The organism is Rhodococcoides trifolii, from assembly GCF_014635345.1.
Lineage (GTDB): Bacteria > Actinomycetota > Actinomycetes > Mycobacteriales > Mycobacteriaceae > Rhodococcoides > Rhodococcoides trifolii.
Window position 1 is genome coordinate 749,785 of record NZ_BMCU01000002.1, and the last position, 20,158, is coordinate 769,942.

Here is a 20,158-nt window from a genome sequence, read left to right on the forward strand (position 1 = left end):
CCGGAGGCCGGTCGGAATCAGAAGCGGGCAGGCCGGAGGCCGGTCGGAATCAGAAGGAGGACGTCGCCACCGATGAGTGCCGAAGATCTCGAGAAGTACGAAACCGAGATGGAACTCTCGCTCTACCGCGAGTACCGGGACATCGTCGGACAGTTCACCTACGTCGTCGAGACCGAACGTCGGTTCTACCTCACCAATTCGGTGGAGATGATTCCGCGCAACGCGGACGGCGAGATCTACTTCGAACTGCGGATGACCGACGCGTGGGTGTGGGACATGTACCGGCCCGCGCGCTTCGTCAAACACGTCCGGGTCATCACCTTCAAGGACGTCAACATCGAAGAGCTGGACAAGCCGGACCTGCGGCTTCCGGAGTAGAAGGCGACGGTGGAGCTCAGGCGCCGCGAACGATGCGAGCGTTGAGGTGCCACCCCTCGTAACCGTCGTCGCTGCCGTCGGTTTCGACGTAGTCGTGGGAAATGTTGCAATCCGGGATACGCAGTTCCCGCGCCTTGCGCAGCGCCCACGCGTAATTGCCGCGTTCGAGGGCGCGAATGTCGGGGGTTCGGCCGCCCGTCACGGTGAGAAGAAGTAGGTACGGGTCGTCGGGAAACCCGATCTCCGGTTGTCTGCGGAGCACGAAGCGCTCTCCGGTCGGCATCGGGTCCAGCAGGCTGCGCATCTCACGCTGGTCCACGAGACTCGTCATGAACAGATTCTGTCAGCACTCGGGCCGTCCTGCGTACCGAATAGCCGCCGTGGTCCAGCGTCGTCGGTCTAGCATCGCTGGTGTGACCGACGACACAGTGCCCGGAATGGATGCGCCGCTGATCATTCTGCTCTACAGCGACAACGCCGACGCGAGGAGACAGGTGATGAGAGCCGTCGGCGTGCGCCCGCATTTGGCTCTGCCGCGGCTCGAGTACGTCGAGGTAGCGTCCGAGCCCATCGTGGTGGCTCACTTGGACGCCGCCGGCATCGACTTGGTGATTCTGGACGGCGAGGCTGCTCCCGCGGGAGGGATCGGCATAGCGAAGCAGCTCAAGGACGAGATCGAGGGCTGCCCGCCGATCGTGGTCATCACAGGGCGAGCCGACGACGCCTGGCTGGCGGCGTGGTCGGGTGCCGAGGCGGCCGTGCCCCGGCCGATCGACCCCTTCGTACTGACCGACACGGTCGTGTCGCTGCTGCGCTCACGCATCGCGAACACGGAACTCCCTGCGTAACAGCTTTTTTCGGTCGAGTACTCACCAAAACGAACTTTCTGCCCCGAAACCGATACGCGGTTACCGACAACGCGTCTACTCTGTGGTCAAGATCACAAGCACCGGAAGTTTCGGTCCGCGAGGAGGGTCATGAACGCGTACGTACCGGTACTCGTACTGGGCCTGATCGCAGTGGCCTTCGCAGTGTTCTCCGTAGTCGTGGCGTCCATCGTCGGGCCGAAACGGTACAACCGGGCGAAGCTCGACGCGTACGAGTGCGGAATCGAACCGACGGCTCTTCCGATGGGCGGCGGGCGCTACCCGGTGAAGTACTACCTGACGGCAATGCTCTTCATCATTTTCGATATCGAAATCGTTTTTCTCTACCCCTGGGCCGTGCATTTCGACGCGCTCGGATTCTTCGGCCTCGTCGCCATGGCGCTCTTCGTCTTCAGCGCCGCGGTGGCCTACGCCTACGAGTGGCGACGAGGTGGGCTCAGTTGGGATTGACCTGCAGCATCGAGACGGACCTTCGGAAGGCTGAGCGGCCATGGGCATAGAAGAGAAGGTGCCGAGCGGTTTCCTGCTGACCACGGTCGAGGGGTTGGCCGGGTATGTCCGTAAAGGATCGCTGTGGCCGGCGACGTTCGGACTTGCCTGCTGCGCAATCGAAATGATGGCAACGAGCTCCGGGCGGTTCGACATTGCGCGATTCGGAATGGAAGCGTTCCGCGCGTCTCCACGCCAGGCCGATCTCATGATCGTCGCGGGGCGGGTCAGTCAGAAGATGGCGCCGGTGCTGCGTCAGATCTACGACCAGATGGCCGAGCCCAAATGGGTTCTCGCCATGGGCGTCTGCGCGTCGTCGGGGGGTATGTTCAACAACTACGCGATCGTGCAGGGTGTCGATCACGTGGTGCCGGTGGACATTTATCTTCCCGGCTGTCCGCCACGGCCCGAGATGTTGCTTCACGCAATTCTGAAGCTGCACGAAAAGATTCAGGAGATGCCTCTCGGCGTCCACCGCGACGAGGTTGCCCGCGAGGTGGAAAAGGCCGCTCTGTCCGCGAAGCCCACGATCGAAATGACCGGCCTGCTGCGATGACCGGGCCTCGACAGTTCTCCAGCCCGCAGCGGGGAATGTTCGGCGTCCACGGAACGGGTGACACCTCGGGTTACGGGCGTCTCGAACGTCCGGTGTCGTTGCCCGAGCGCACAGTTCGGCCGTACGGGGGTTGGTTCGACGAGTTGGTCGATGCACTCGAGGCATCCCTCGCGGAGGTAGGAGTCAGCGCCGCGGATGCTCTCGACGTGGTGGTGTTCCGAAACGAACTGACGCTGCACGTCGAGCGGGAGTATCTGCCGGCGGTGGCAGGCCGACTTCGTGACGAACAGGACCTACGCTTCGAACTCTGTCTCGGCGTGAGCGGTGTGCACTATCCGGACTCGCCCGGTCGCGAACTGCACGCCGTGTACGCCCTCATGTCGATCACTCACAATCGCCGTGTGCGAGTGGAAGTGTCCGTGCCGGATTCGGATCCACACATCCCGTCCCTCTTCGCGACCTACCCCACCACCGACTGGCACGAGCGGGAGACGTACGACTTCTTCGGCATCGTGTTCGACGGTCACCCTGCCCTCACTCGCATCCAGATGCCGGACGACTGGAACGGGCATCCCGGCCGCAAGGATTACCCACTCGGAGGAATACCGGTGGAGTACAAGGGCGCCCGTATCGCACCACCGGATCAACGACGGGGGTATCACTGATGGAAACCGACCGGCCTCCGGCCTACCCGCTGAGCACCGACACCGGGGTCACCGTGAGCGGCGAGGACTGGAACGACGTGGTCGCCGCCGCGAGCACGATGAAGGACGAACGCATCGTCGTCAACATGGGTCCGCAGCACCCGTCCACGCACGGTGTGCTGCGTCTCGTCCTCGAACTCGAGGGTGAAACCGTGACCGAGGCACGCTGTGGAATCGGCTACCTGCACACCGGCATCGAGAAGTCGCTCGAGTTCCGTAACTGGACGCAGGGCGTCACCTTCGTCACCCGCATGGACTATCTGTCACCGTTCTTCAACGAGACGGCATACTGCCTCGGTGTCGAGAAACTGCTCGACGTGACCGATCAGATTCCCGAGCGCGCCAACGTGATTCGGGTGATGCTGATGGAGCTCAATCGCATTTCCTCCCACCTCGTCGCGCTCGCAACCGGCGGGATGGAACTCGGCGCGGTCACGGCGATGTTGTTCGGTTTCCGGGAACGCGAACTGATCCTCGACATCTTCGAGAACATCACCGGATTGCGGATGAATCACGCCTTCGTCAGGCCGGGAGGGTTGGCGCAGGATCTGCCGGACGACGCGGTGGGAAAGATCAGGGACCTGTTGACGCTCCTGCCCACCCGCCTGCGAGACATGGCAAATCTCTTGGACGACAACAAGATCTGGAAGTCGCGCACCGATGGTATCGGATACCTGGATCTGACCGGATGCATGGCGCTCGGCATCACCGGACCCATTCTGCGTGCCACCGGGTTGCCACACGACCTGCGGGTCAGCGACCCGTACTGCGGATACGAGAACTACGAGTTCGACGTCTGCACCGCCACCACGAGTGATGCCTACGGCCGGTACATGATTCGCGTCGACGAAATGACCGAGTCACTGAAGATCGTCGAACAGTGTCTGGACCGGCTGCGTCCGGGCCCGGTGATGGCCGAGGACAAGAAGATCGCCTGGCCGGCCGACCTGAAACTCGGCAAGGACGGACTGGGACAGTCGCCCGCCCACGTGCGGACCATCATGGACAGCTCGATGGAGTCGCTGATCCACCATTTCAAGTTGGTCACCGAGGGGTTCCGAGTACCGGCGGGGCAGGTGTACTGCGCGGTCGAGTCGCCGCGAGGCGAACTCGGCGTCCACATGGTCAGTGACGGAGGTGCGCACCCGTTCCGAGTGCACTATCGCGATCCGTCGTTCACCAATCTGCAGTCCGTGGCTGCGATGTGCGAAGGCGGCATGCTCTCCGACGTCATTGCGGCCGTCGCCAGCATCGATCCCGTGATGGGAGGAGTGGACCGATGACGCAGAGCGAACCCGTCTTCGTGACACTCGGTGCCCGGCAAGACGAGTCGGCCCAGCTGGTGGTTCCCGGTGCGCCCATGTCGTACCCGCTCGACGTGCGCGCACGCCTCGACGCCGACGCGGAGACGATCATCGCCCGCTACCCGCACCCGGGTTCGGCGCTGCTGCCGCTGCTGCACCTCGTCCAGTCCGAGGACGGATACATCACCCCCGCGGGTATCGAATTCTGCGCGCACCATCTGCACTTGACCGGTGCAGAGGTCGCTTCGGTCGCCACCTTCTATTCGATGTACCGGCGCAGTCCTACGGGGGACTACCTGGTCGGCGTGTGCACCAACACCCTGTGTGCCGTCATGGGCGGTGACGCCGTGATGGCCGCCCTCGAAGATCATCTCGACACCGCGCACGGTGGCAGCACCCCGGACGGCAAGGTCACCCTGCAGCACATCGAGTGCAACGCGGCGTGCGACTACGCGCCCGTGGTGATGGTCAACTGGGAATATTTCGACAATCAGACCCCGGAATCGGCGAGGGCGCTGGTCGATGATCTGCGGTCGGGTGCGGGCGCAGTTCCCACCCGAGGTGAGCCGCTGTGCACGTTCCGCGAAACCGAGCGCATTCTTGCGGGCTTCCCCGATCCACGGCCCGGTGTCGGTGACACGTCCGGACATTCGTCGCTCGCCGGCCTGACCGTCGCCCGCGAACGCGACATGCGGGCACCGGTCGTACCGTCGCGGGAGGAGGACTGACATGGCCCTGAGTCCTGTTCTGAGCCGGTACTGGGACGAGCCGTCCTCGTGGACGCTCGAGTCGTATCTGCGTCATGGCGGATACACCGGATTGACCACGGCTCTTGCCATGTCACCGGACGAGGTCATCGGAACGGTCAAGGACGCCGGTCTGCGCGGACGCGGGGGCGCAGGCTTCCCGACCGGTCTGAAATGGAGCTTCATTCCACAGGGTGACGGGAAGCCGCACTATCTCGTGGTCAATGCGGATGAATCGGAACCGGGCACATGCAAGGACATGCCGCTGTTGATGGCTACTCCGCACGTTCTCGTCGAGGGAATCATCATCGCGGCGTACGCCATTCGCGCGTCGCGCGCCTTCGTCTACGTTCGCGGCGAAGTGATTCCCGTCGTGCGCCGGCTGCACACGGCGGTGGCCGAGGCATACGCGGCGGGATACCTGGGCACGGACATCGGGGGATCCGGGTTCGACCTCGAGCTGATCGTGCACGCCGGGGCCGGCGCCTATATCTGCGGTGAGGAGACGGCGTTGCTGGATTCGCTCGAGGGCAAGCGTGGACAGCCGCGACTTCGCCCACCGTTTCCCGCGGTAGCCGGGTTGTACGCATGCCCGACGGTGGTCAACAACGTCGAGTCCATTGCGTCCGTCCCCCTCATCCTGCAGAACGGAATCGAGTGGTTCCGGTCCATGGGATCGGAGAAGTCCCCGGGTTTCACGCTGTACTCGTTGTCGGGACACGTGAACAACCCCGGCCAGTACGAGGCGCCTCTGGGAATCACGTTGCGCGAGTTGCTCGAATACGGCGGCGGGGTGCGCACCGGCCATCGGCTCAAGTTCTGGACGCCCGGCGGATCGTCGACGCCGATGTTCACCGACGAACACCTCGACGTTCCTCTCGACTACGAGGGCGTCGCGGCGGCCGGGTCGATGCTGGGCACCAAGGCACTGCAGATCTTCGACGAGACGACATGTGTCGTGCGAGCGGTGTTGCGCTGGACCGAGTTCTACGCCCACGAATCGTGCGGAAAGTGCACACCGTGCCGGGAGGGAACCTACTGGCTCGTGCAGATCCTGCAGCGGATGGAACGCGGCGAAGGCAACGACTCCGATCTGCAGAAGTTGCTCGACATCAGCGAAAGCATCCTCGGCAAGTCGTTCTGCGCACTCGGTGACGGCGCCGCGAGTCCGATCGTGTCGTCCTTCACCTACTTCCGCGACGAGTACGTGGCCCACGTCGAGAACCGTGGATGCCCGTTCGATCCCCGTCTTGCCGAACTCATGGTGGGAGAACCGATGTCATGAGTACCGACGCCGTGACCGACAAGGTCACTCTGACGATCGACGGCATTCCCATCAGTGTTCCCAAGGGCACGTTGGTCATTCGCGCTGCCGAGCAGATGGGCGTGCAGATACCGCGGTTCTGCGACCACCCGCTTCTCGAACCCGTCGGGGCGTGCCGCCAGTGCCTCGTCGAGGTGGAGGGCCAGCGTAAACCTCTGGCCTCGTGCACCACGACCGTCGCCGAGGGCATGGTCGTCAAGACGCAGCATTCGTCGCCCGACGCCGCCAAGGCACAGGCAGGCGTCATGGAGTTGCTCCTGATCAATCACCCGCTCGATTGCCCCGTGTGCGACAAGGGCGGTGAGTGCCCGCTGCAGAACCAGGCAATGTCCTCCGGCAGACCGGAATCGCGCTTCGAGGACGTCAAACGCACGTACCCCAAACCGATTCCGCTGTCGTCGCAAGTGTTGCTGGACCGGGAGCGGTGCGTTCTGTGTGCGCGATGCACGCGATTCTCCGAGCAGATCGCGGGTGACCCGTTCATCGAACTGCTCGAACGCGGTGCCCTGCAGCAGGTCGGCATCTACGGTGCGGAGCCTTTCGAATCGTATTTCTCGGGTAACACCGTGCAGGTGTGCCCCGTCGGTGCACTCACCGGTACCTCCTACCGCTTCCGTGCTCGACCGTTCGATCTGATCTCCACCCCCTCGACGTGCGAGCACTGCGCCAGTGGGTGTGCGCAGCGGACGGACCACCGCCGGGGAACGGTGCTGCGCCGATTGGCCGGCGACGACCCCTCGGTCAACGAGGAGTGGAACTGCGACAAGGGCCGGTGGGCGTTCGCGTACACGAGCGCTCGCGATCGCATCACGAGCCCGCTGATCCGAGACGTGGACGGCACCCTGCGCGAGGCATCGTGGTCCGAGGCCATGGAGGTCGCCGCGCGGGGTCTGGCGGGCACGCCCACCGGTGTTCTGGTCGGCGGCCGCACGAGCGTCGAGGACGCGTACGCCTACGCGAAGTTCGCCCGAACAGTGCTCGGCACCAACGACATCGACTTCCGCAGCCGACCGCACAGTGCGGAGGAGGCGGCCTTCCTGGCTGCACGTGTTGCCGGGCATGCCCTGGACGTCACCTACGAGCACCTCCAAGCCGCGCCCGTCGTACTTCTCGTTGCGTTCGAGCCGGAGGAGGAGTCACCCATCGTCTTCCTTCGGTTGCGCAAGGCGGTGCGGGCCGGATCTCTCGTGGTCCACGCCGTTGCTCCCTTCACCTCGCGTGGCCTCGAGAAGCTCGGTGGACGACTCGTCCGTGCCGTTCCCGGCACGGAGCCCGCTGCCATCGATGCCGTGCTCGGCTCCGATGTGGGGGAAGCGCTGCGCGCGCCCGGCTCGGTGATTCTGGTAGGGGAGCGCGCCGCGGAGATCGCGGGCACCCTGACCGCGGTCGCAGCCCTCGCGGACGCCACCGGGGCTCGCACGGCATGGATTCCTCGTCGCGCGGGCGAGCGCGGCGCTCTCGAAGCGGGCGCGCTGCCGGGCCTGCTGCCGGGAGGTCGTCCCACTACCGATCCGGGAGCGCGGTCCGAGATGGCTGCCCTGTGGGACACCCCGGAACTGCCGGACGGTGTCGGCCGCGATACCGATTCGATGCTCTCTGCTCTCGGATCGGGTGAGCTCGGCGCTCTCGTCGTCGGTGGTGTCGAGGTCGACGATCTGGCGGATCCGCTCGCCGCGCTGTCCGCGCTGTCCGGTCCGGGTTTCGTCGTCAGCCTCGAAATCCGGGCCAGCGCCGTGACCGACGTCGCCGACGTCGTGTTCCCGGTTGCCGCGACGACGGAGAAGAAGAGCGCATTCCTCGATTGGGAGGGGCGCCTACGCCCCTCTGCGGCCGCGCTGCCGACCGTCGGCGCGCTGGCCGATCATCGGGTCCTTCATGCGTTGGCCGACGCCCTCGGTGCCGACCTGGGTACGGCCGAGACGGACGACGTCCGCGCGGAGATCGACGAGCTCGGTCCGTGGACCGGGAACCGGGTTCCGGCCCCGTCGATGCCCGGGGCGACCCCCGCCGTCCCCGGACCGGGCGAGGCCGTTCTCGCCGGCTGGCGAATGTTGCTCGACTCCGGCCGTGCGCAGGACGGAGAACCGAACTTGGCGGGAACTGCGCGGACTCCGGTGGTTCGGATGTCCGCAGCCACTGCCGCCGAGTTGTACGTGTCGGAAGGGGACCCGATCGAGGTCAGCTCGGAGCGCGGAACGATCACGCTGCCCATGGCCCTGTCCGACCTACCTGATCGGGTGGTCTGGCTCCCGGTCAACTCGCCCGGCTCGGCGGTGCGCAGACAACTCGCATCGAAGTCGGGCGAGATCGTTCGAATCCGGTTCGCGCAAGGCGAGATTCGATGACCCTCGCTGCGACGGACCTGTCGGCTTTCGGACACGATCCCCTGTGGCTCGTCGTCCTCAAAGCGTTGGCCGTGTTCGTCTTTCTGGTCCTGACCGTGCTGGTGATGATCCTCGCCGAGCGGAAAGTCATGGCGTGGATGCAGATGCGCATCGGACCCAACCGCGTCGGGCCCGGCGGATTGCTGCAGAGTCTCGCGGACGGCGTCAAGCTTGCACTGAAGGAAGGCATCATCCCCAAGGGCGTGGACAAGCCCGTGTACCTGCTCGCACCCATCATCGCCACCGTGCCCGCGTTCATGGCGTTCGCGGTCATTCCGTTCGGACCGGTCGTCTCCATCTTCGGCACACGAACACCGTTGCAGCTGACCGACTTTCCCGTGGGCGTGCTGTACATCCTCGCGGTCACGTCGGTGGGAGTGTACGGAATCGTGTTGGCGGGGTGGGCATCCGGATCCACCTACCCGTTGCTCGGGGGACTTCGGTCGACGGCGCAGGTGATCTCGTACGAGATCGCCATGGGCCTGTCGTTCGCAGCGGTGTTCCTCTACGCCGGGACCATGTCGACCTCCGGCATCGTGGAGGCTCAGACGGGCACCTGGTATGTGATCCTTCTGCTGCCGTCGTTCCTCGTGTACGTCACCTCGATGGTCGGGGAAACCAATCGAGCTCCGTTCGACCTTCCCGAAGCCGAAGGCGAACTCGTGGGCGGGTTTCACACCGAGTATTCCTCGCTCAACTTCGCCATGTTCATGCTCGCGGAGTACGTCAACATGGTGACGGTGTCGGCGCTGGCGACCACACTGTTCCTCGGCGGGTGGCACGCACCGTGGCCGCTCAGCCTCCGGGACGGAGCCGATTCCGGTTGGTTCGCGCTGGTGTGGTTCACCGCCAAGGTATGGATGTTCATGTTCTGCTTCATCTGGCTTCGGGCGACGCTGCCGCGGATGCGCTACGACCAATTCATGAACCTCGGGTGGAAGTTTCTCATTCCGGTGTCGCTGGTCTGGATCATGGTCGTCGCCACGGTTCGGGCGCTGCGCAACGAGGGGTACGAGGCGCTGTCCGTCGTCCTTGTCGTAGCCGGTCTGATCGTCGTCGTGGTCGCCGCAGGATTGCTGCGTCGCAGGACAAAGGCTGCGAAATCGGTTCCCGAAGAACAAGCCTCGTCCAACCCGCGGCCCGTCGATCCCGCGCCGTTCGACCCGATGGCCGGCGGCTTCCCGGTGCCTCCGATGCCCAACCAGACCATGCCCGCATTCCGCCGGGTACGCACGAGCGACGGTGTTTCGTCGACCAAGGAGAGCAGCGATGCCTGAATTCCTGGGCCCCATCGCGGGGTTCGGCGTCACCTTTTCGACCATGTTCAAAAAACCCGTCACCGAGAACTATCCGGAAGTCAAGACGCCGACGGCCCCGCGCTATCACGGGAGGCATCAGCTGAATCGGCATCCGGACGGTCTGGAGAAGTGCATCGGCTGTGAGTTGTGCGCCTGGGCGTGTCCGGCCGACGCCATATTCGTCGAGGGTGCCGACAACACGGAAGAGGAACGGTTCTCACCCGGTGAGCGGTACGGGCGGACGTACCAGATCAATTATCTGCGCTGCATCGGTTGTGGTCTGTGCATCGAGGCGTGCCCCACACGAGCGCTCACCATGACCAACGAATACGAACTCGCCGACGACAACCGCGCGGATCTGATCTACGACAAGACTCGCCTGCTCGGACCCATGGAGCCGGGCATGACCGAGGCGCCGCACCCGATGGCCCCGGGCACCCGTGCGGAGGACTACTACCGCGGGGACGTGACCGGGTCGGCAGGGGAGACCGAGTGACCGCCTCGCAGACCGTCCTCCTCGCAGCGGAAACGACGTCCACGGCGGAAGCAGTGCAGTTCTGGGTGATCGCGGTTGTCGCCGTGATCGGCGCCCTCGGAACAGTCTGCGCCGGCAAAGCGGTCTACTCCGCGCTCTTTCTGGCGACGACGATGATCATGCTCGCACTTCTCTACATCGCCCAGGGCGCAGTCTTTCTCGGCGTCGTGCAGATCGTCGTCTACACCGGAGCGGTGATGATGCTGTTCCTGTTCGTGCTGATGCTGGTCGGAGTGGATTCGGCCTACTCACTGGTCGAGACACTCCGGGGCCAGCGAGCGGCGGCAATTACTGCGGGGCTGGGGTTCGGGGTACTGCTGATCGCGGGGATCGGTTCGGCCACGGCGCAGATCGGAAACGTCGGTCTCGACGCGGTGAATGCAGGTGGAAACGTCCAGGCGCTCGCAGATCTGATCTTCGTCCGGTACGTGTGGGCGTTCGAGCTGACCGGGACACTGCTCATCACCGCCACCCTCGGGGCCATGGTGTTGGCGCACCGGGAGACGTTCCACGAACGCCAGGACCAGAAACAGTTGTCCGTCATGCGTTTTCGAGCCGGGGCACGGGCGACTCCGCTGCCCAACCCGGGGGTCTACGCACAGCACAATGCGGTGGACATGCCCGCACGACTACCCGACGGTTCGTCCTCGCCGCTGTCCGTCAACCGGATGCTGCAAGGGCACAGAGACGCTCCCGAGAAGGAACGGGAGCGTCGATGAATCCCGACAACTACCTGTACCTCGCGGCATTGCTGTTCACGATCGGCGCCGCTGGAGTCTTGTTGCGGCGCAACGCCGTCGTGGTCTTCATGTGCATCGAGCTCATGCTCAACGCATCCAATCTTGCGTTCGTGTCCTTCGCTCGCATGCACGGCAACCTCGACGGTCAGGTCTTCGCGTTCTTCACCATGGTGGTCGCCGCCGCCGAGGTCGTGGTGGGTCTTGCCATCATCATGACCATCTTTCGTGCCCGCCGTTCGGCATCGGTCGACGACGCAAATCTACTGAAGTACTGACGGGGGCCGAGACATGTGGTTGTTGATCGCGCTACCGCTGGCCGGTGCGATCGTGCTGCTGTTGCTCGGTCGTCGCGTCGACGCGTGGGGACATTGGCTGGGTGTCGCCGCGTCGTTCGCATCGTTCGGGGTGGCCGTGGGCCTGTTCGCCGACATGGTCGGGCGTGACGCCGCCGACCGCGCCGTCGTCGACACTCTGTTCTCGTGGATCCCGGTGGCCGGTCTGCAGGTGGACTTCGGCCTCCAGCTCGATCAACTGTCGATGTGCTTCGTGCTTCTCATCACGGGAGTCGGATCGCTCATTCACCTCTACGCGGCCGGGTACATGGCCGACGACCCCGACCGGCGACGGTTCTTCGCCTACCTCAATCTGTTCCTCTCGGCGATGCTTCTCCTCGTTCTGGCCGACAACTTCCTGGGCCTCTACGTCGGATGGGAAGGCGTCGGACTCGCGTCGTACCTGTTGATCGGGTTCTGGCACCACAAGCCCTCCGCGGCAACGGCAGCCAAGAAAGCGTTCATCGTCAACCGAGTCGGTGACACCGGCCTTGCGATCGCATTGATGATCATGTTCGCGACGTTCGGCAGTGTCTCCTACGCGGAGGTGTTCTCCGGCGTCGGCTCTGCGGGCGAGGGAACGGTGACGGCCCTCGGGCTCATGTTGCTGGTTGCCGCGTGCGGCAAGTCGGCCCAGGTTCCGCTGCAGTCGTGGCTGGGCGACGCGATGGAGGGACCGACGCCGGTGTCCGCCCTGATCCACGCGGCCACGATGGTCACCGCCGGGGTCTATCTCATCGTGCGGTCCAATGCCGTCTTCGACCTCGCGCCCGTGGCGCGAGCCGCAGTGGTGGTGGTCGGGGCGGTGACGTTGCTGTTCGGCGCCGTCATCGGATGCGCGAAGGACGACATCAAGAAAGCCCTCGCCGCGTCGACGATGAGTCAGATCGGGTACATGATCCTGGCGGCCGGATTGGGCCCTGCCGGTTACGCATTCGCGATCATGCACCTGCTCACCCACGGATTCTTCAAGGCCGGCCTGTTCCTCGGGGCGGGGTCGGTGATGCACGGAATGAACGACGACGTGAACATGCGACGCTACGGGGGACTCCGCAAGGTGATGCCGGTGACGTTCGTGACTTTCGGTCTCGGTTACCTCGCGATCATCGGAGTGCCACCGTTTGCCGGATTCTTCTCCAAGGACAAGATCATCGAGGTGGCATTCGGCGCCGGAGGCGTCGCCGGCGTGATCCTCGGGGTGATCACACTTCTCGGCGCCGGGCTCACTGCGTTCTACATGACCCGCGTCATGGTGATGACCTTCTTCGGCGCGCCTCGATGGGCGGACGGCAACGAACACCCACACGAGTCACCGACCGTGATGACGGCTCCGATGGTCGTGATCGCTCTGGGTTCGATCGGTGCGGGCGCACTGCTCGCCGTCGGTTCGTCGCTGCAGAACTGGTTGGAACCCGTTGTGGGGGAGCATCACGCGGAGGGCGGTCTTCCGGTGTGGGTGGTCACCACCATGACGCTGGCGGTGGTGGCGATCGGTGTCGGTGCGGCGTACCGCGCCTACGGAACGCGGGACGTCCCGAGTGTCGCACCCGAGGACGTGTCCGTGCTGACGACGGCAGCGCGTCGAGACCTGTACGGCGACACAGTGAACGAGAAGGTCGTGCTGACCTCGGGCCGGTGGCTCGTGCGGGTCACCGCACTGCTCGACCGCCGGGTGGTCGACGGTGTGGTGACCAGTGTCGGGACTGCGGTCACCGGCTCCTCAGAGCGCATTCGTCGACTTCAGACAGGTTTCGTTCGGTCCTACGCACTCGCGATGTTCGCGGGCGCCGCGGCGGTTCTCGCGGTCATGATGATGGTGGCGGTGCGCTGATGCTGTCGATTCTGTGGCTGCTGCCCGTCGTCGGTGCCGTTGCGATACTCGCGCTCCCGCCTGCGCACTCCAGGACCGCCAAGACGGCCGGTCTGGTGGTGTCGTCGATGGTCCTCGTTCTTGCCGTCGTGTTGGCCCTCCGGTTCGATCCGAGTGGTGCACAATATCAGTTCGTCGAATCACGTTCGTGGATACCAGCGTTCGGGACAAGGTACACCCTGGGGGTCGACGGCATCGCGCTGGTGCTGGTGCTGCTGACGGCCGTTCTGGTTCCCCTTCTGCTGCTGGCGGGCTGGAACGACACGGACGGCGAACACGGACGCGGACGAACCGTGCACACCTATGTCGCTCTGACCCTGATCGTCGAAGCCATGGTGATGGTGTCGTTCACCGCTCTCGACATCCTGCTGTTCTACATCTTCTTCGAGGCAATGCTGATTCCGATGTATTTCCTCATCGGCGGCTTCGGTGGACGGGCGAAGGACCAAGCCAACAGATCTGCGGCCGCAGTCCGCTTCCTGCTGTACAACCTGGTCGGCGGTCTGGTGATGTTGGCCGCGGTGATCGGGTTGTACGTGGTGACCACCCGAAACGGTCCAGGCACGTTCGACTTTCGCGACATCGTCGCGGCGGCGACGTCCGGCGAGTCGGGCGCCGATCCCGCCCTTCTGAAAGCATTGTTCCTCGGGTTCATGTTCGCGTTCGCGGTCAAGGCCCCGCTGTGGCCCTTCCACGGGTGGTTACCGGACGCCGCCGTCGAATCGACCCCGGCCACTGCCGTTCTCATGATGGCCGTGGTCGACAAGGTGGGCACCTTCGCCATGTTGCGGTACTGTCTGCAGCTCTTTCCCGATGCGTCACGATATTTCGCTCCCGTGATCGTCACGTTGGCCGTCGTCGGAATTCTCTACGGCGCCATCATGGCGATCGCGCAGACGGACATGATGCGACTGATTGCGTACACCTCGATTTCGCACTTCGGGTTCATCATTCTGGGCATCTTCGCGATGACGACGCAAAGTCAGTCCGGCTCGACCCTCTACATGGTCAACCACGGAATCTCCACCGCTGCACTGTTTCTGGTTGCCGGGTTCCTTGTGTCCCGGCGTGGGTCGCGGGCCATCGCGTCGTTCGGCGGGGTGCAGAAAGTGGCTCCGGTCCTTGCCGGGACGTTCCTCGTCGCAGGTTTGGCGACGCTGTCCCTGCCCGGGCTGGCCCCGTTCATCAGCGAGTTCTTGGTGCTGGTCGGTACCTTCTCCCGTTACAACGCCGCCGCGGTGATCGCAGCCGGTGCGCTCGTACTGTCTGCCGTCTACATCCTGTGGCTCTACCAACGAGTGATGACCGGGCCGGTCGCCGACGGAAACGCTCGCATCCGTGACCTGGTTCCGCGCGAGACCGTCGTTCTCGTTCCGCTGATCGCATTGCTGATCGTGCTCGGGGTGTACCCGAAACCGGTTCTCGACATAGTGAACCCGGCTGTCGGGCACACCCTCACCGCGGTGCATCAGCAGGACCCGCTACCCGCGGTCTCCGGTGATCGGTCCACAGTAGGCGCGGAAGGTGGACATCGATGACTACTCCGTCGGTCGAATACGCACAGCTGTCACCGATGCTCGTCATCTTCACCGTGGCGATCGCCGGTGTGATCGTCGAAGCCTTCGTTCCGGCACGGTTGCGACGTACCAGTCATCTGGTGCTCGGTCTGGGGGGAACCGCGGTAGCTGTTCTTGCGGTCGTGCTGCTCGCCGTGAACTTCTCGTCGCCCGGTTCCGCCACGGTGATGGGCGCCGTGGCGGTCGACGGCCCGACACTGTTCCTCCAGGGCACCATCTTGATCGTGGCATTCCTCGCTCTCCTGTTGATCGGGGAGCGGCGGGTGGAGAACGCCGTGAGTGTGGGAGCGGCGCACGCAGCGGTGGGCGCAGATGCTTTTGCGCCCCGCGCGTCGGCGGTGCCGGGTAGCGATGCCGAACGCGAGGCCACGGACGCAGGTGCCGAGCAAACCGAAGTCTTTCCGCTCACCATGTTTGCGGTCGGCGGCATGCTTCTGTTCCCGGCGTCGAACGACCTGCTCACGATGTTCGTTGCGCTGGAGGTCTTTTCGCTTCCGCTGTATCTGCTGTGCGCACTGGCTCGGCGACGCCGTCTGCTGTCGCAGGAGTCCGCGCTCAAGTATTTCCTCCTCGGCGCTTTCTCGTCCGCGTTCTTCCTCTTCGGGGTGGCGCTGCTCTACGGGTACGCCGGGACACTGGCACTACCCGGCATCGGGGACGTCGTGGAAGCGCGGACGGAGAACAGCACGTTGCTGCTCGTCGGCGCCGGTCTGGTTGCGGTGGGTTTGTTGTTCAAGATCGGTGCGGTGCCGTTCCACTCGTGGATTCCGGATGTATACCAGGGCGCGCCCACCCCGATCACTGCATTCATGGCCGCGGCCACGAAGGTGGCGGCGTTCGGAGCCATGCTGCGTATGTTCTACGTCGCGCTGCCGGCCCTGCGTGACGAGTGGCGTCCGTTGCTGTGGGGTGTCGCCATCCTGACCATGCTTGTCGGCGCGGTGTTGGCGGTGTCTCAAACGGACGTCAAGCGCATGCTTGCGTACTCGTCGGTGACGCATGCCGGGTTCATGCTCACCGGTCTCGTCGCTGCGGACAGGGCTGGTCTGTCGTCGACGATGTTCTATTTGTTCGCGTACGGGTTCAGCACCCTCGGCGCTTTCGCCGTCGTCGGGTTGGTTCGGGACCGGGACGGCGAGGTGCCGGTGCTGTCGCAGTGGGCGGGTCTGGGTAGGCGCTCGCCCCTGATCGGCGCGACATTCGCGCTGTTCCTCCTGGCGTTCGCCGGTATTCCACTCACAAGTGGGTTCGTGGGGAAGTTCGCCGTGTTCCAGGCGGCGGTGCAGGGTGGCGCCACTCCGGTCGTGCTCGTGGGAATTCTGAGCAGCGCCATTGCCGCGTTCTTCTATGTGCGGGTGATCGTGGCGATGTTCTTCACCGAACCGACGTCGGACACGCAGGTGGTGGTAGTGCCCAGTGCGCTGACCGGTGTGGCTCTGTTCCTCGCCACGGCTGTCACCATCGTGTTGGGACTGGCGCCTCAACCCATCCTGGACCTCGCGGATTCGGCGGCGCAGTTCGTGCGCTGATCGGCGGCGCTCGAGCGATTCGCTTACGGAATTGCCATGGGCACACGGCTCGATGCGTGCCTTTGTCCACGTCGTGAGCGGATCGCACTCGGTGTCGTGACCGCGCGCATACCGTGCCGGGCCTGACAGGTGCCACCCCATCCCATTCATCCACAGGCACAGCCCATCCACAGACCGATCCGCCGCGCAGGTCGACGATCCGGACGAATCAGCCGTGTTCGCAATCCTTCTCGGAAGAGTGCCTCCGGGTTCGGACCGGAGGACAGCGGTCGGGGGGTCGAGACGATGTCGAATGCTGGGTTGGGTGCACGGGGCGAGGATGCGGCAGTGGCATTTCTCGTCGCGTCGGGAATCGAAGTCGTCGAGCGTAATTGGCGGTGCCGATACGGTGAGCTCGATGTGGTCGCGCGGGAGGGCGACACGACCGTCTTCGTGGAGGTGAAAACGCGATCGGGCACCATGTTCGGTTCACCGGAGGAGTCGGTGACGGTGGCCAAGCAGGGTCGTATTCGTCGACTGGCCGGGTTGTGGTTGATCGAGCGAGGGGGACCGTTCGTAGCCGTGCGGTTCGACGTCATCGGCGTGATCGCCACTCCCGGAGGACAACCGACGGTCGTGCATCACCGGGCGGTGTTCTGATGGCTCTCGGACGTGCGTATTCGGTGGCGGTCACCGGAATCGACGGCGTGCTGGTGGAGATCGAAGCCGACATCGGACGAGGACTGCCGGGTGTGCACGTGGTGGGACTGCCGGACACTGCGTTGCAGGAATCACGTGATCGGGTCCGAGCGGCGGTCACCAACAGTGGCCAGTCCTGGCCGAATTCGAAGGTCATCCTCGCGCTGTCACCCGCGACCCTGCCCAAGGTCGGTTCGGTTTACGACCTGGCGCTGGCGTGCTCGGTGCTGGACGCCGCGAAAGTGATTCCGCGTCAATTACTCTCGCGAACCGTACTGTTGGGCGAGTTGGCGCTCGACGGCCGCGTTCGTTCCGTCCGGGGCATTCTTCCGGCCGTCCTCGCGGCACGGAGCGCCGGGTGGCCGCGCGTCGTCGTGCCCGTCGACAGTCTCGCCGAAGCCGGTCTGGTGACCGGGATCGACATTCTCGGGGCCAAACATCTGGCCGAAGTGATCGCGTGGCTCGCCGGACGTGCAACTTTGACCCCGCCCGGTCCGGTACGCACACAACCCGAGGACCAGACGAACGACCTGCGTGACGTGGTGGGTCAGTCGGAAGCGAGGTGGGCCATCGAGGTGGCCGCGGCCGGCGCCCACCACATCATGCTCACGGGACCACCCGGAATCGGTAAGACCATGCTGGCGCAGCGACTTCCGGGTCTGCTGCCGCCGTTGACCGAAGCCGAAGCGTTGGAAGTCACGGCAGTGCACTCGGTGGCGGGCACGCTGACGAGTGATCGACCGCTGATCACCTCCGCACCCTTCATCGCTCCGCACCACACCAGTTCCGTCAGCTCCCTCGTCGGCGGCGGAACGGGCATTGCGAAACCCGGTGCGGTCAGCCGTGCACACCGCGGAGTTCTGTTCCTCGACGAGTGCGCGGAGATGTCGGCCCGTGTCCTCGAATCCTTGCGCACTCCGCTCGAGGACGGTGAGGTGCGCATCGCGCGACGCGACGGGGTTGCTCGATATCCGGCGCGTTTCCAACTTGTGATGGCGGCGAACCCGTGCCCGTGCGCGTCGGCGAGAACCGCGGACTGCGTGTGCGCACCGACCGTCCGCCGAAAGTACTTGGGCCGACTGTCCGGTCCGTTGCTCGACCGAGTGGACTTGAGGGTGCAGATGAACTCCGTGTCGACAGGTGCGTTGACCGACGAACCCAGCGAGTCGACCGAGCAGGTTCGTACGCGAGTTGCCGGCGCTCGTGCGGCTGCTGTCGAACGGTGGGCCGAGTTCGGGTGGCACACCAACGCGGAGGTCCCCGGACCTGCTCTGCGCCAACAATTTCGGTTGTCCCGTGATGCGGTGGCCCCGCTCGAGCGAGCGTTGCGACGCGGGGTACTGACCGCGCGGGGAGCGGACCGCACGCTACGGGTGGCCTGGTCGCTGAGCGATCTCGCCGGGACATCGTCCCCGGGTCCGGACGCGGTGATGGCAGCTATGGGATTTCGCGATCGGGGTGCGGCGTGACTGCGTGGGAGACCGAGCGAGTGGCGTGGGCGTATCTGTCCAGGGTGACGCAGGGCCCGTCGCGTGTGGTGTCGGATTTCGTCGAACGGTACGGGGTGGTGGAGGCGGTACGAGCCATCAAGTCCGGTGTGGTTCCCCGAGTCGTGGCGGAGCGGGTGTCGGCGCGTGCTCACATCGATACTGCCGCCGCCGATCTGGACGCAGTCGCGGCGTTGGGCGGGCGGCTGGTGATTCCCACGGACGATGAGTGGCCGGCGTGGCGACTCGTCGGATTCCAGACCGGGGAGTTCGGCGGCCGCGCCGACACGTCGGTTCCGTTGGCGCTGTGGGTGATCGGGGGACGCTCTCTCCTCGATGTCACCGAACGAGCGGTGGCCGTGGTGGGAACGCGGGCGGCCACGGCGTACGGGGAGCACGTGGCCGGCGAGATCTCGGGCGACATGGCCGTCGACGGGTGGACCGTGGTGTCCGGTGGTGCGTTCGGGATCGACGGTGTGGCGCATCGGGCCGCGATGGGTGTCGGGGGAGTGACGGTTGCGGTGTTGGCCTGCGGTGTCGACCGTGCGTATCCGGCCGGTCATGCCCGCCTGTTGCAGCAGATCACGTCGTCGGGCCTGGTGGTCAGCGAGTACGCGCTGGGGACGACTCCGGCCAAACACCGCTTCCTGGCACGGAACCGTCTGGTGGCGGCGTTCGGGGAGGGAGTGGTGGTGGTCGAAGCAGGATGGCGCAGCGGCGCCCGGAACACGGCGTCGTGGGCCCGGTCGTTGGGCCGGCCGGTGGTGGCCGTACCCGGCCCGGTGACGTCGGCGTCGTCGGCGGGGTGCCATCGGATGATCCGAGAGTCCGAGGCTCGGTTGGTGTCGAATGCGCGTGACGTCGTCGAAGAGATCGGGTCGGCGCTCTCGGGCGATGACGAGCAGGACCACCTGTTCTCACGAGGAGACGATCGCATCACCGGACCGGCGATTCTGGTTCTCGACGCGCTGCCAGGGTCCGGTTCGCTCGGACCGCACGAGATCTCGGAATTGTCGGGTGTGCCGATGTCCGACGTGCGGGCGGCATTGGTGATGCTGGAAATGGAATCACTGGTGGTTCGCGACGACACCGGGTGGGCGCGTGCGCAGAGGCGACGGTGAAAGCATCGGTGACGGTGAAAACTCGGTGCGGATTTCCGACTCCGGTTTGCGCAACGAAATTACGGCCGGCGGGCGCTGCACGAAAACCGGCAAAACGGTACGCGCGTCCTACCCCTCGGTGCGAACATCGATACCGAACCAACGTGCAGATAAAGAACCCGGCGGTCTGTTGTTTCCTGCGAAAGAATCGCCGAACAGAATCTGCGTACGTGAATAGAA

20 protein-coding genes are annotated in these 20,158 nt (G+C 64.9%); 19 read left to right on the forward strand and 1 reads right to left on the reverse strand.

The genetic code is table 11. The features are described from left to right. Positions 1-72 precede the first annotated feature (72 nt). On the forward strand, positions 73-378 hold the full coding sequence (locus IEW02_RS10715) for a DUF2469 domain-containing protein (protein ID WP_188544766.1): 306 nt from the start codon (positions 73-75) through the stop codon (positions 376-378). 16 nt (positions 379-394) lie between these two features. Here IEW02_RS10715 and IEW02_RS10720 read toward each other — a convergent pair whose 3' ends face one another. After that, positions 395-709 (reverse strand): hypothetical protein, encoded by a 315-nt coding sequence (locus tag IEW02_RS10720; RefSeq protein WP_188544767.1) that lies wholly within the window; start codon positions 707-709, stop codon positions 395-397. Between the two features lie 106 nt (positions 710-815). On the opposite strand from IEW02_RS10720, the gene IEW02_RS10725 reads away from it, so the two are divergent. The 18 genes from IEW02_RS10725 (at position 816) to dprA (ending at position 19,939) form a co-directional block, all read left to right on the forward strand. Further along, on the forward strand, positions 816-1,226 hold the full coding sequence (locus IEW02_RS10725; protein WP_188545285.1) for a DNA-binding transcriptional response regulator: 411 nt from the start codon (positions 816-818) through the stop codon (positions 1,224-1,226). A gap of 129 nt (positions 1,227-1,355) precedes the next feature. After that, the gene (locus tag IEW02_RS10730; protein ID WP_188544768.1) at positions 1,356-1,715 is read left to right on the forward strand and encodes an NADH-quinone oxidoreductase subunit A; all 360 of its coding nucleotides are present in this window, start codon (positions 1,356-1,358) and stop codon (positions 1,713-1,715) included. Between the two features lie 40 nt (positions 1,716-1,755). Beyond that, positions 1,756-2,310, forward strand: coding sequence for a NuoB/complex I 20 kDa subunit family protein (locus IEW02_RS10735; RefSeq protein WP_188544769.1), 555 nt, complete (start codon positions 1,756-1,758; stop codon positions 2,308-2,310). After that, positions 2,307-2,975, forward strand: coding sequence for an NADH-quinone oxidoreductase subunit C (locus IEW02_RS10740; RefSeq protein ID WP_188544770.1), 669 nt, complete (start codon positions 2,307-2,309; stop codon positions 2,973-2,975). The genes IEW02_RS10735 and IEW02_RS10740 overlap by 4 nt, the downstream gene beginning before the upstream one ends. Positions 2,976-3,004: 29 nt before the next feature. Further along, the gene (gene nuoD, locus IEW02_RS10745) at positions 3,005-4,297 is read left to right on the forward strand and encodes an NADH dehydrogenase (quinone) subunit D (RefSeq protein WP_188545286.1); all 1,293 of its coding nucleotides are present in this window, start codon (positions 3,005-3,007) and stop codon (positions 4,295-4,297) included. Then, a complete protein-coding gene (gene nuoE / locus IEW02_RS10750; RefSeq protein WP_188544771.1) occupies positions 4,294-5,046 on the forward strand; it encodes an NADH-quinone oxidoreductase subunit NuoE in 753 nt (250 codons plus the stop codon). Before nuoD ends, nuoE begins: the two co-directional genes overlap by 4 nt. A gap of 1 nt (position 5,047) precedes the next feature. Next, the gene (gene nuoF / locus IEW02_RS10755; protein ID WP_188544772.1) at positions 5,048-6,349 is read left to right on the forward strand and encodes an NADH-quinone oxidoreductase subunit NuoF; all 1,302 of its coding nucleotides are present in this window, start codon (positions 5,048-5,050) and stop codon (positions 6,347-6,349) included. Then, a complete protein-coding gene (locus IEW02_RS10760) occupies positions 6,346-8,733 on the forward strand; it encodes an NADH-quinone oxidoreductase subunit G (protein ID WP_188544773.1) in 2,388 nt (795 codons plus the stop codon). Before nuoF ends, IEW02_RS10760 begins: the two co-directional genes overlap by 4 nt. Then, a complete protein-coding gene (nuoH, locus tag IEW02_RS10765; protein WP_188544774.1) occupies positions 8,730-10,049 on the forward strand; it encodes an NADH-quinone oxidoreductase subunit NuoH in 1,320 nt (439 codons plus the stop codon). Before IEW02_RS10760 ends, nuoH begins: the two co-directional genes overlap by 4 nt. Continuing rightward, a complete protein-coding gene (gene nuoI / locus IEW02_RS10770; RefSeq protein WP_188544775.1) occupies positions 10,042-10,566 on the forward strand; it encodes an NADH-quinone oxidoreductase subunit NuoI in 525 nt (174 codons plus the stop codon). Before nuoH ends, nuoI begins: the two co-directional genes overlap by 8 nt. Further along, positions 10,563-11,324, forward strand: coding sequence for an NADH-quinone oxidoreductase subunit J (locus tag IEW02_RS10775; protein WP_188544776.1), 762 nt, complete (start codon positions 10,563-10,565; stop codon positions 11,322-11,324). Before nuoI ends, IEW02_RS10775 begins: the two co-directional genes overlap by 4 nt. Further along, positions 11,321-11,620 carry an NADH-quinone oxidoreductase subunit NuoK gene (gene nuoK / locus IEW02_RS10780; RefSeq protein ID WP_188544777.1) on the forward strand — a complete coding sequence of 100 codons (300 nt, stop codon included), beginning with the start codon at positions 11,321-11,323 and terminating at the stop codon, positions 11,618-11,620. The genes IEW02_RS10775 and nuoK overlap by 4 nt, the downstream gene beginning before the upstream one ends. Positions 11,621-11,633: 13 nt before the next feature. After that, positions 11,634-13,508, forward strand: coding sequence for an NADH-quinone oxidoreductase subunit L (gene nuoL, locus IEW02_RS10785; protein ID WP_188544778.1), 1,875 nt, complete (start codon positions 11,634-11,636; stop codon positions 13,506-13,508). Next, positions 13,508-15,085 carry an NADH-quinone oxidoreductase subunit M gene (locus tag IEW02_RS10790; protein WP_188544779.1) on the forward strand — a complete coding sequence of 526 codons (1,578 nt, stop codon included), beginning with the start codon at positions 13,508-13,510 and terminating at the stop codon, positions 15,083-15,085. The genes nuoL and IEW02_RS10790 overlap by 1 nt, the downstream gene beginning before the upstream one ends. Continuing rightward, positions 15,082-16,653, forward strand: a complete 1,572-nt coding sequence (nuoN, locus tag IEW02_RS10795) for an NADH-quinone oxidoreductase subunit NuoN (protein ID WP_188544780.1) — start codon at positions 15,082-15,084, stop codon at positions 16,651-16,653. Before IEW02_RS10790 ends, nuoN begins: the two co-directional genes overlap by 4 nt. Positions 16,654-16,938: 285 nt before the next feature. After that, positions 16,939-17,292: a YraN family protein gene (locus IEW02_RS10800; protein ID WP_188544781.1), complete on the forward strand. Its 354-nt coding sequence runs from the start codon at positions 16,939-16,941 to the stop codon at positions 17,290-17,292. Then, a complete protein-coding gene (locus IEW02_RS10805) occupies positions 17,292-18,800 on the forward strand; it encodes a YifB family Mg chelatase-like AAA ATPase (protein WP_188544782.1) in 1,509 nt (502 codons plus the stop codon). The genes IEW02_RS10800 and IEW02_RS10805 overlap by 1 nt, the downstream gene beginning before the upstream one ends. After that, a complete protein-coding gene (gene dprA / locus IEW02_RS10810; RefSeq protein ID WP_188544783.1) occupies positions 18,797-19,939 on the forward strand; it encodes a DNA-processing protein DprA in 1,143 nt (380 codons plus the stop codon). The genes IEW02_RS10805 and dprA overlap by 4 nt, the downstream gene beginning before the upstream one ends. Positions 19,940-20,158 lie beyond the last annotated feature (219 nt).

Coding starts and splice junctions, on each gene's coding strand:
- IEW02_RS10715 (WP_188544766.1), top strand. CDS start 73: ATGAGTGCCGAAGATCTCGAGAAGTACGAAACCGAGATGGAACTCTCG.
- IEW02_RS10720 (WP_188544767.1), bottom strand. CDS start 709: ATGACGAGTCTCGTGGACCAGCGTGAGATGCGCAGCCTGCTGGACCCG.
- IEW02_RS10725 (WP_188545285.1), top strand. CDS start 816: ATGGATGCGCCGCTGATCATTCTGCTCTACAGCGACAACGCCGACGCG.
- IEW02_RS10730 (WP_188544768.1), top strand. CDS start 1,356: ATGAACGCGTACGTACCGGTACTCGTACTGGGCCTGATCGCAGTGGCC.
- IEW02_RS10735 (WP_188544769.1), top strand. CDS start 1,756: ATGGGCATAGAAGAGAAGGTGCCGAGCGGTTTCCTGCTGACCACGGTC.
- IEW02_RS10740 (WP_188544770.1), top strand. CDS start 2,307: ATGACCGGGCCTCGACAGTTCTCCAGCCCGCAGCGGGGAATGTTCGGC.
- nuoE (WP_188544771.1), top strand. CDS start 4,294: ATGACGCAGAGCGAACCCGTCTTCGTGACACTCGGTGCCCGGCAAGAC.
- nuoF (WP_188544772.1), top strand. CDS start 5,048: ATGGCCCTGAGTCCTGTTCTGAGCCGGTACTGGGACGAGCCGTCCTCG.
- IEW02_RS10760 (WP_188544773.1), top strand. CDS start 6,346: ATGAGTACCGACGCCGTGACCGACAAGGTCACTCTGACGATCGACGGC.
- nuoH (WP_188544774.1), top strand. CDS start 8,730: ATGACCCTCGCTGCGACGGACCTGTCGGCTTTCGGACACGATCCCCTG.
- nuoI (WP_188544775.1), top strand. CDS start 10,042: ATGCCTGAATTCCTGGGCCCCATCGCGGGGTTCGGCGTCACCTTTTCG.
- nuoK (WP_188544777.1), top strand. CDS start 11,321: ATGAATCCCGACAACTACCTGTACCTCGCGGCATTGCTGTTCACGATC.
- nuoL (WP_188544778.1), top strand. CDS start 11,634: ATGTGGTTGTTGATCGCGCTACCGCTGGCCGGTGCGATCGTGCTGCTG.
- IEW02_RS10790 (WP_188544779.1), top strand. CDS start 13,508: ATGCTGTCGATTCTGTGGCTGCTGCCCGTCGTCGGTGCCGTTGCGATA.
- nuoN (WP_188544780.1), top strand. CDS start 15,082: ATGACTACTCCGTCGGTCGAATACGCACAGCTGTCACCGATGCTCGTC.
- IEW02_RS10800 (WP_188544781.1), top strand. CDS start 16,939: ATGTCGAATGCTGGGTTGGGTGCACGGGGCGAGGATGCGGCAGTGGCA.
- IEW02_RS10805 (WP_188544782.1), top strand. CDS start 17,292: ATGGCTCTCGGACGTGCGTATTCGGTGGCGGTCACCGGAATCGACGGC.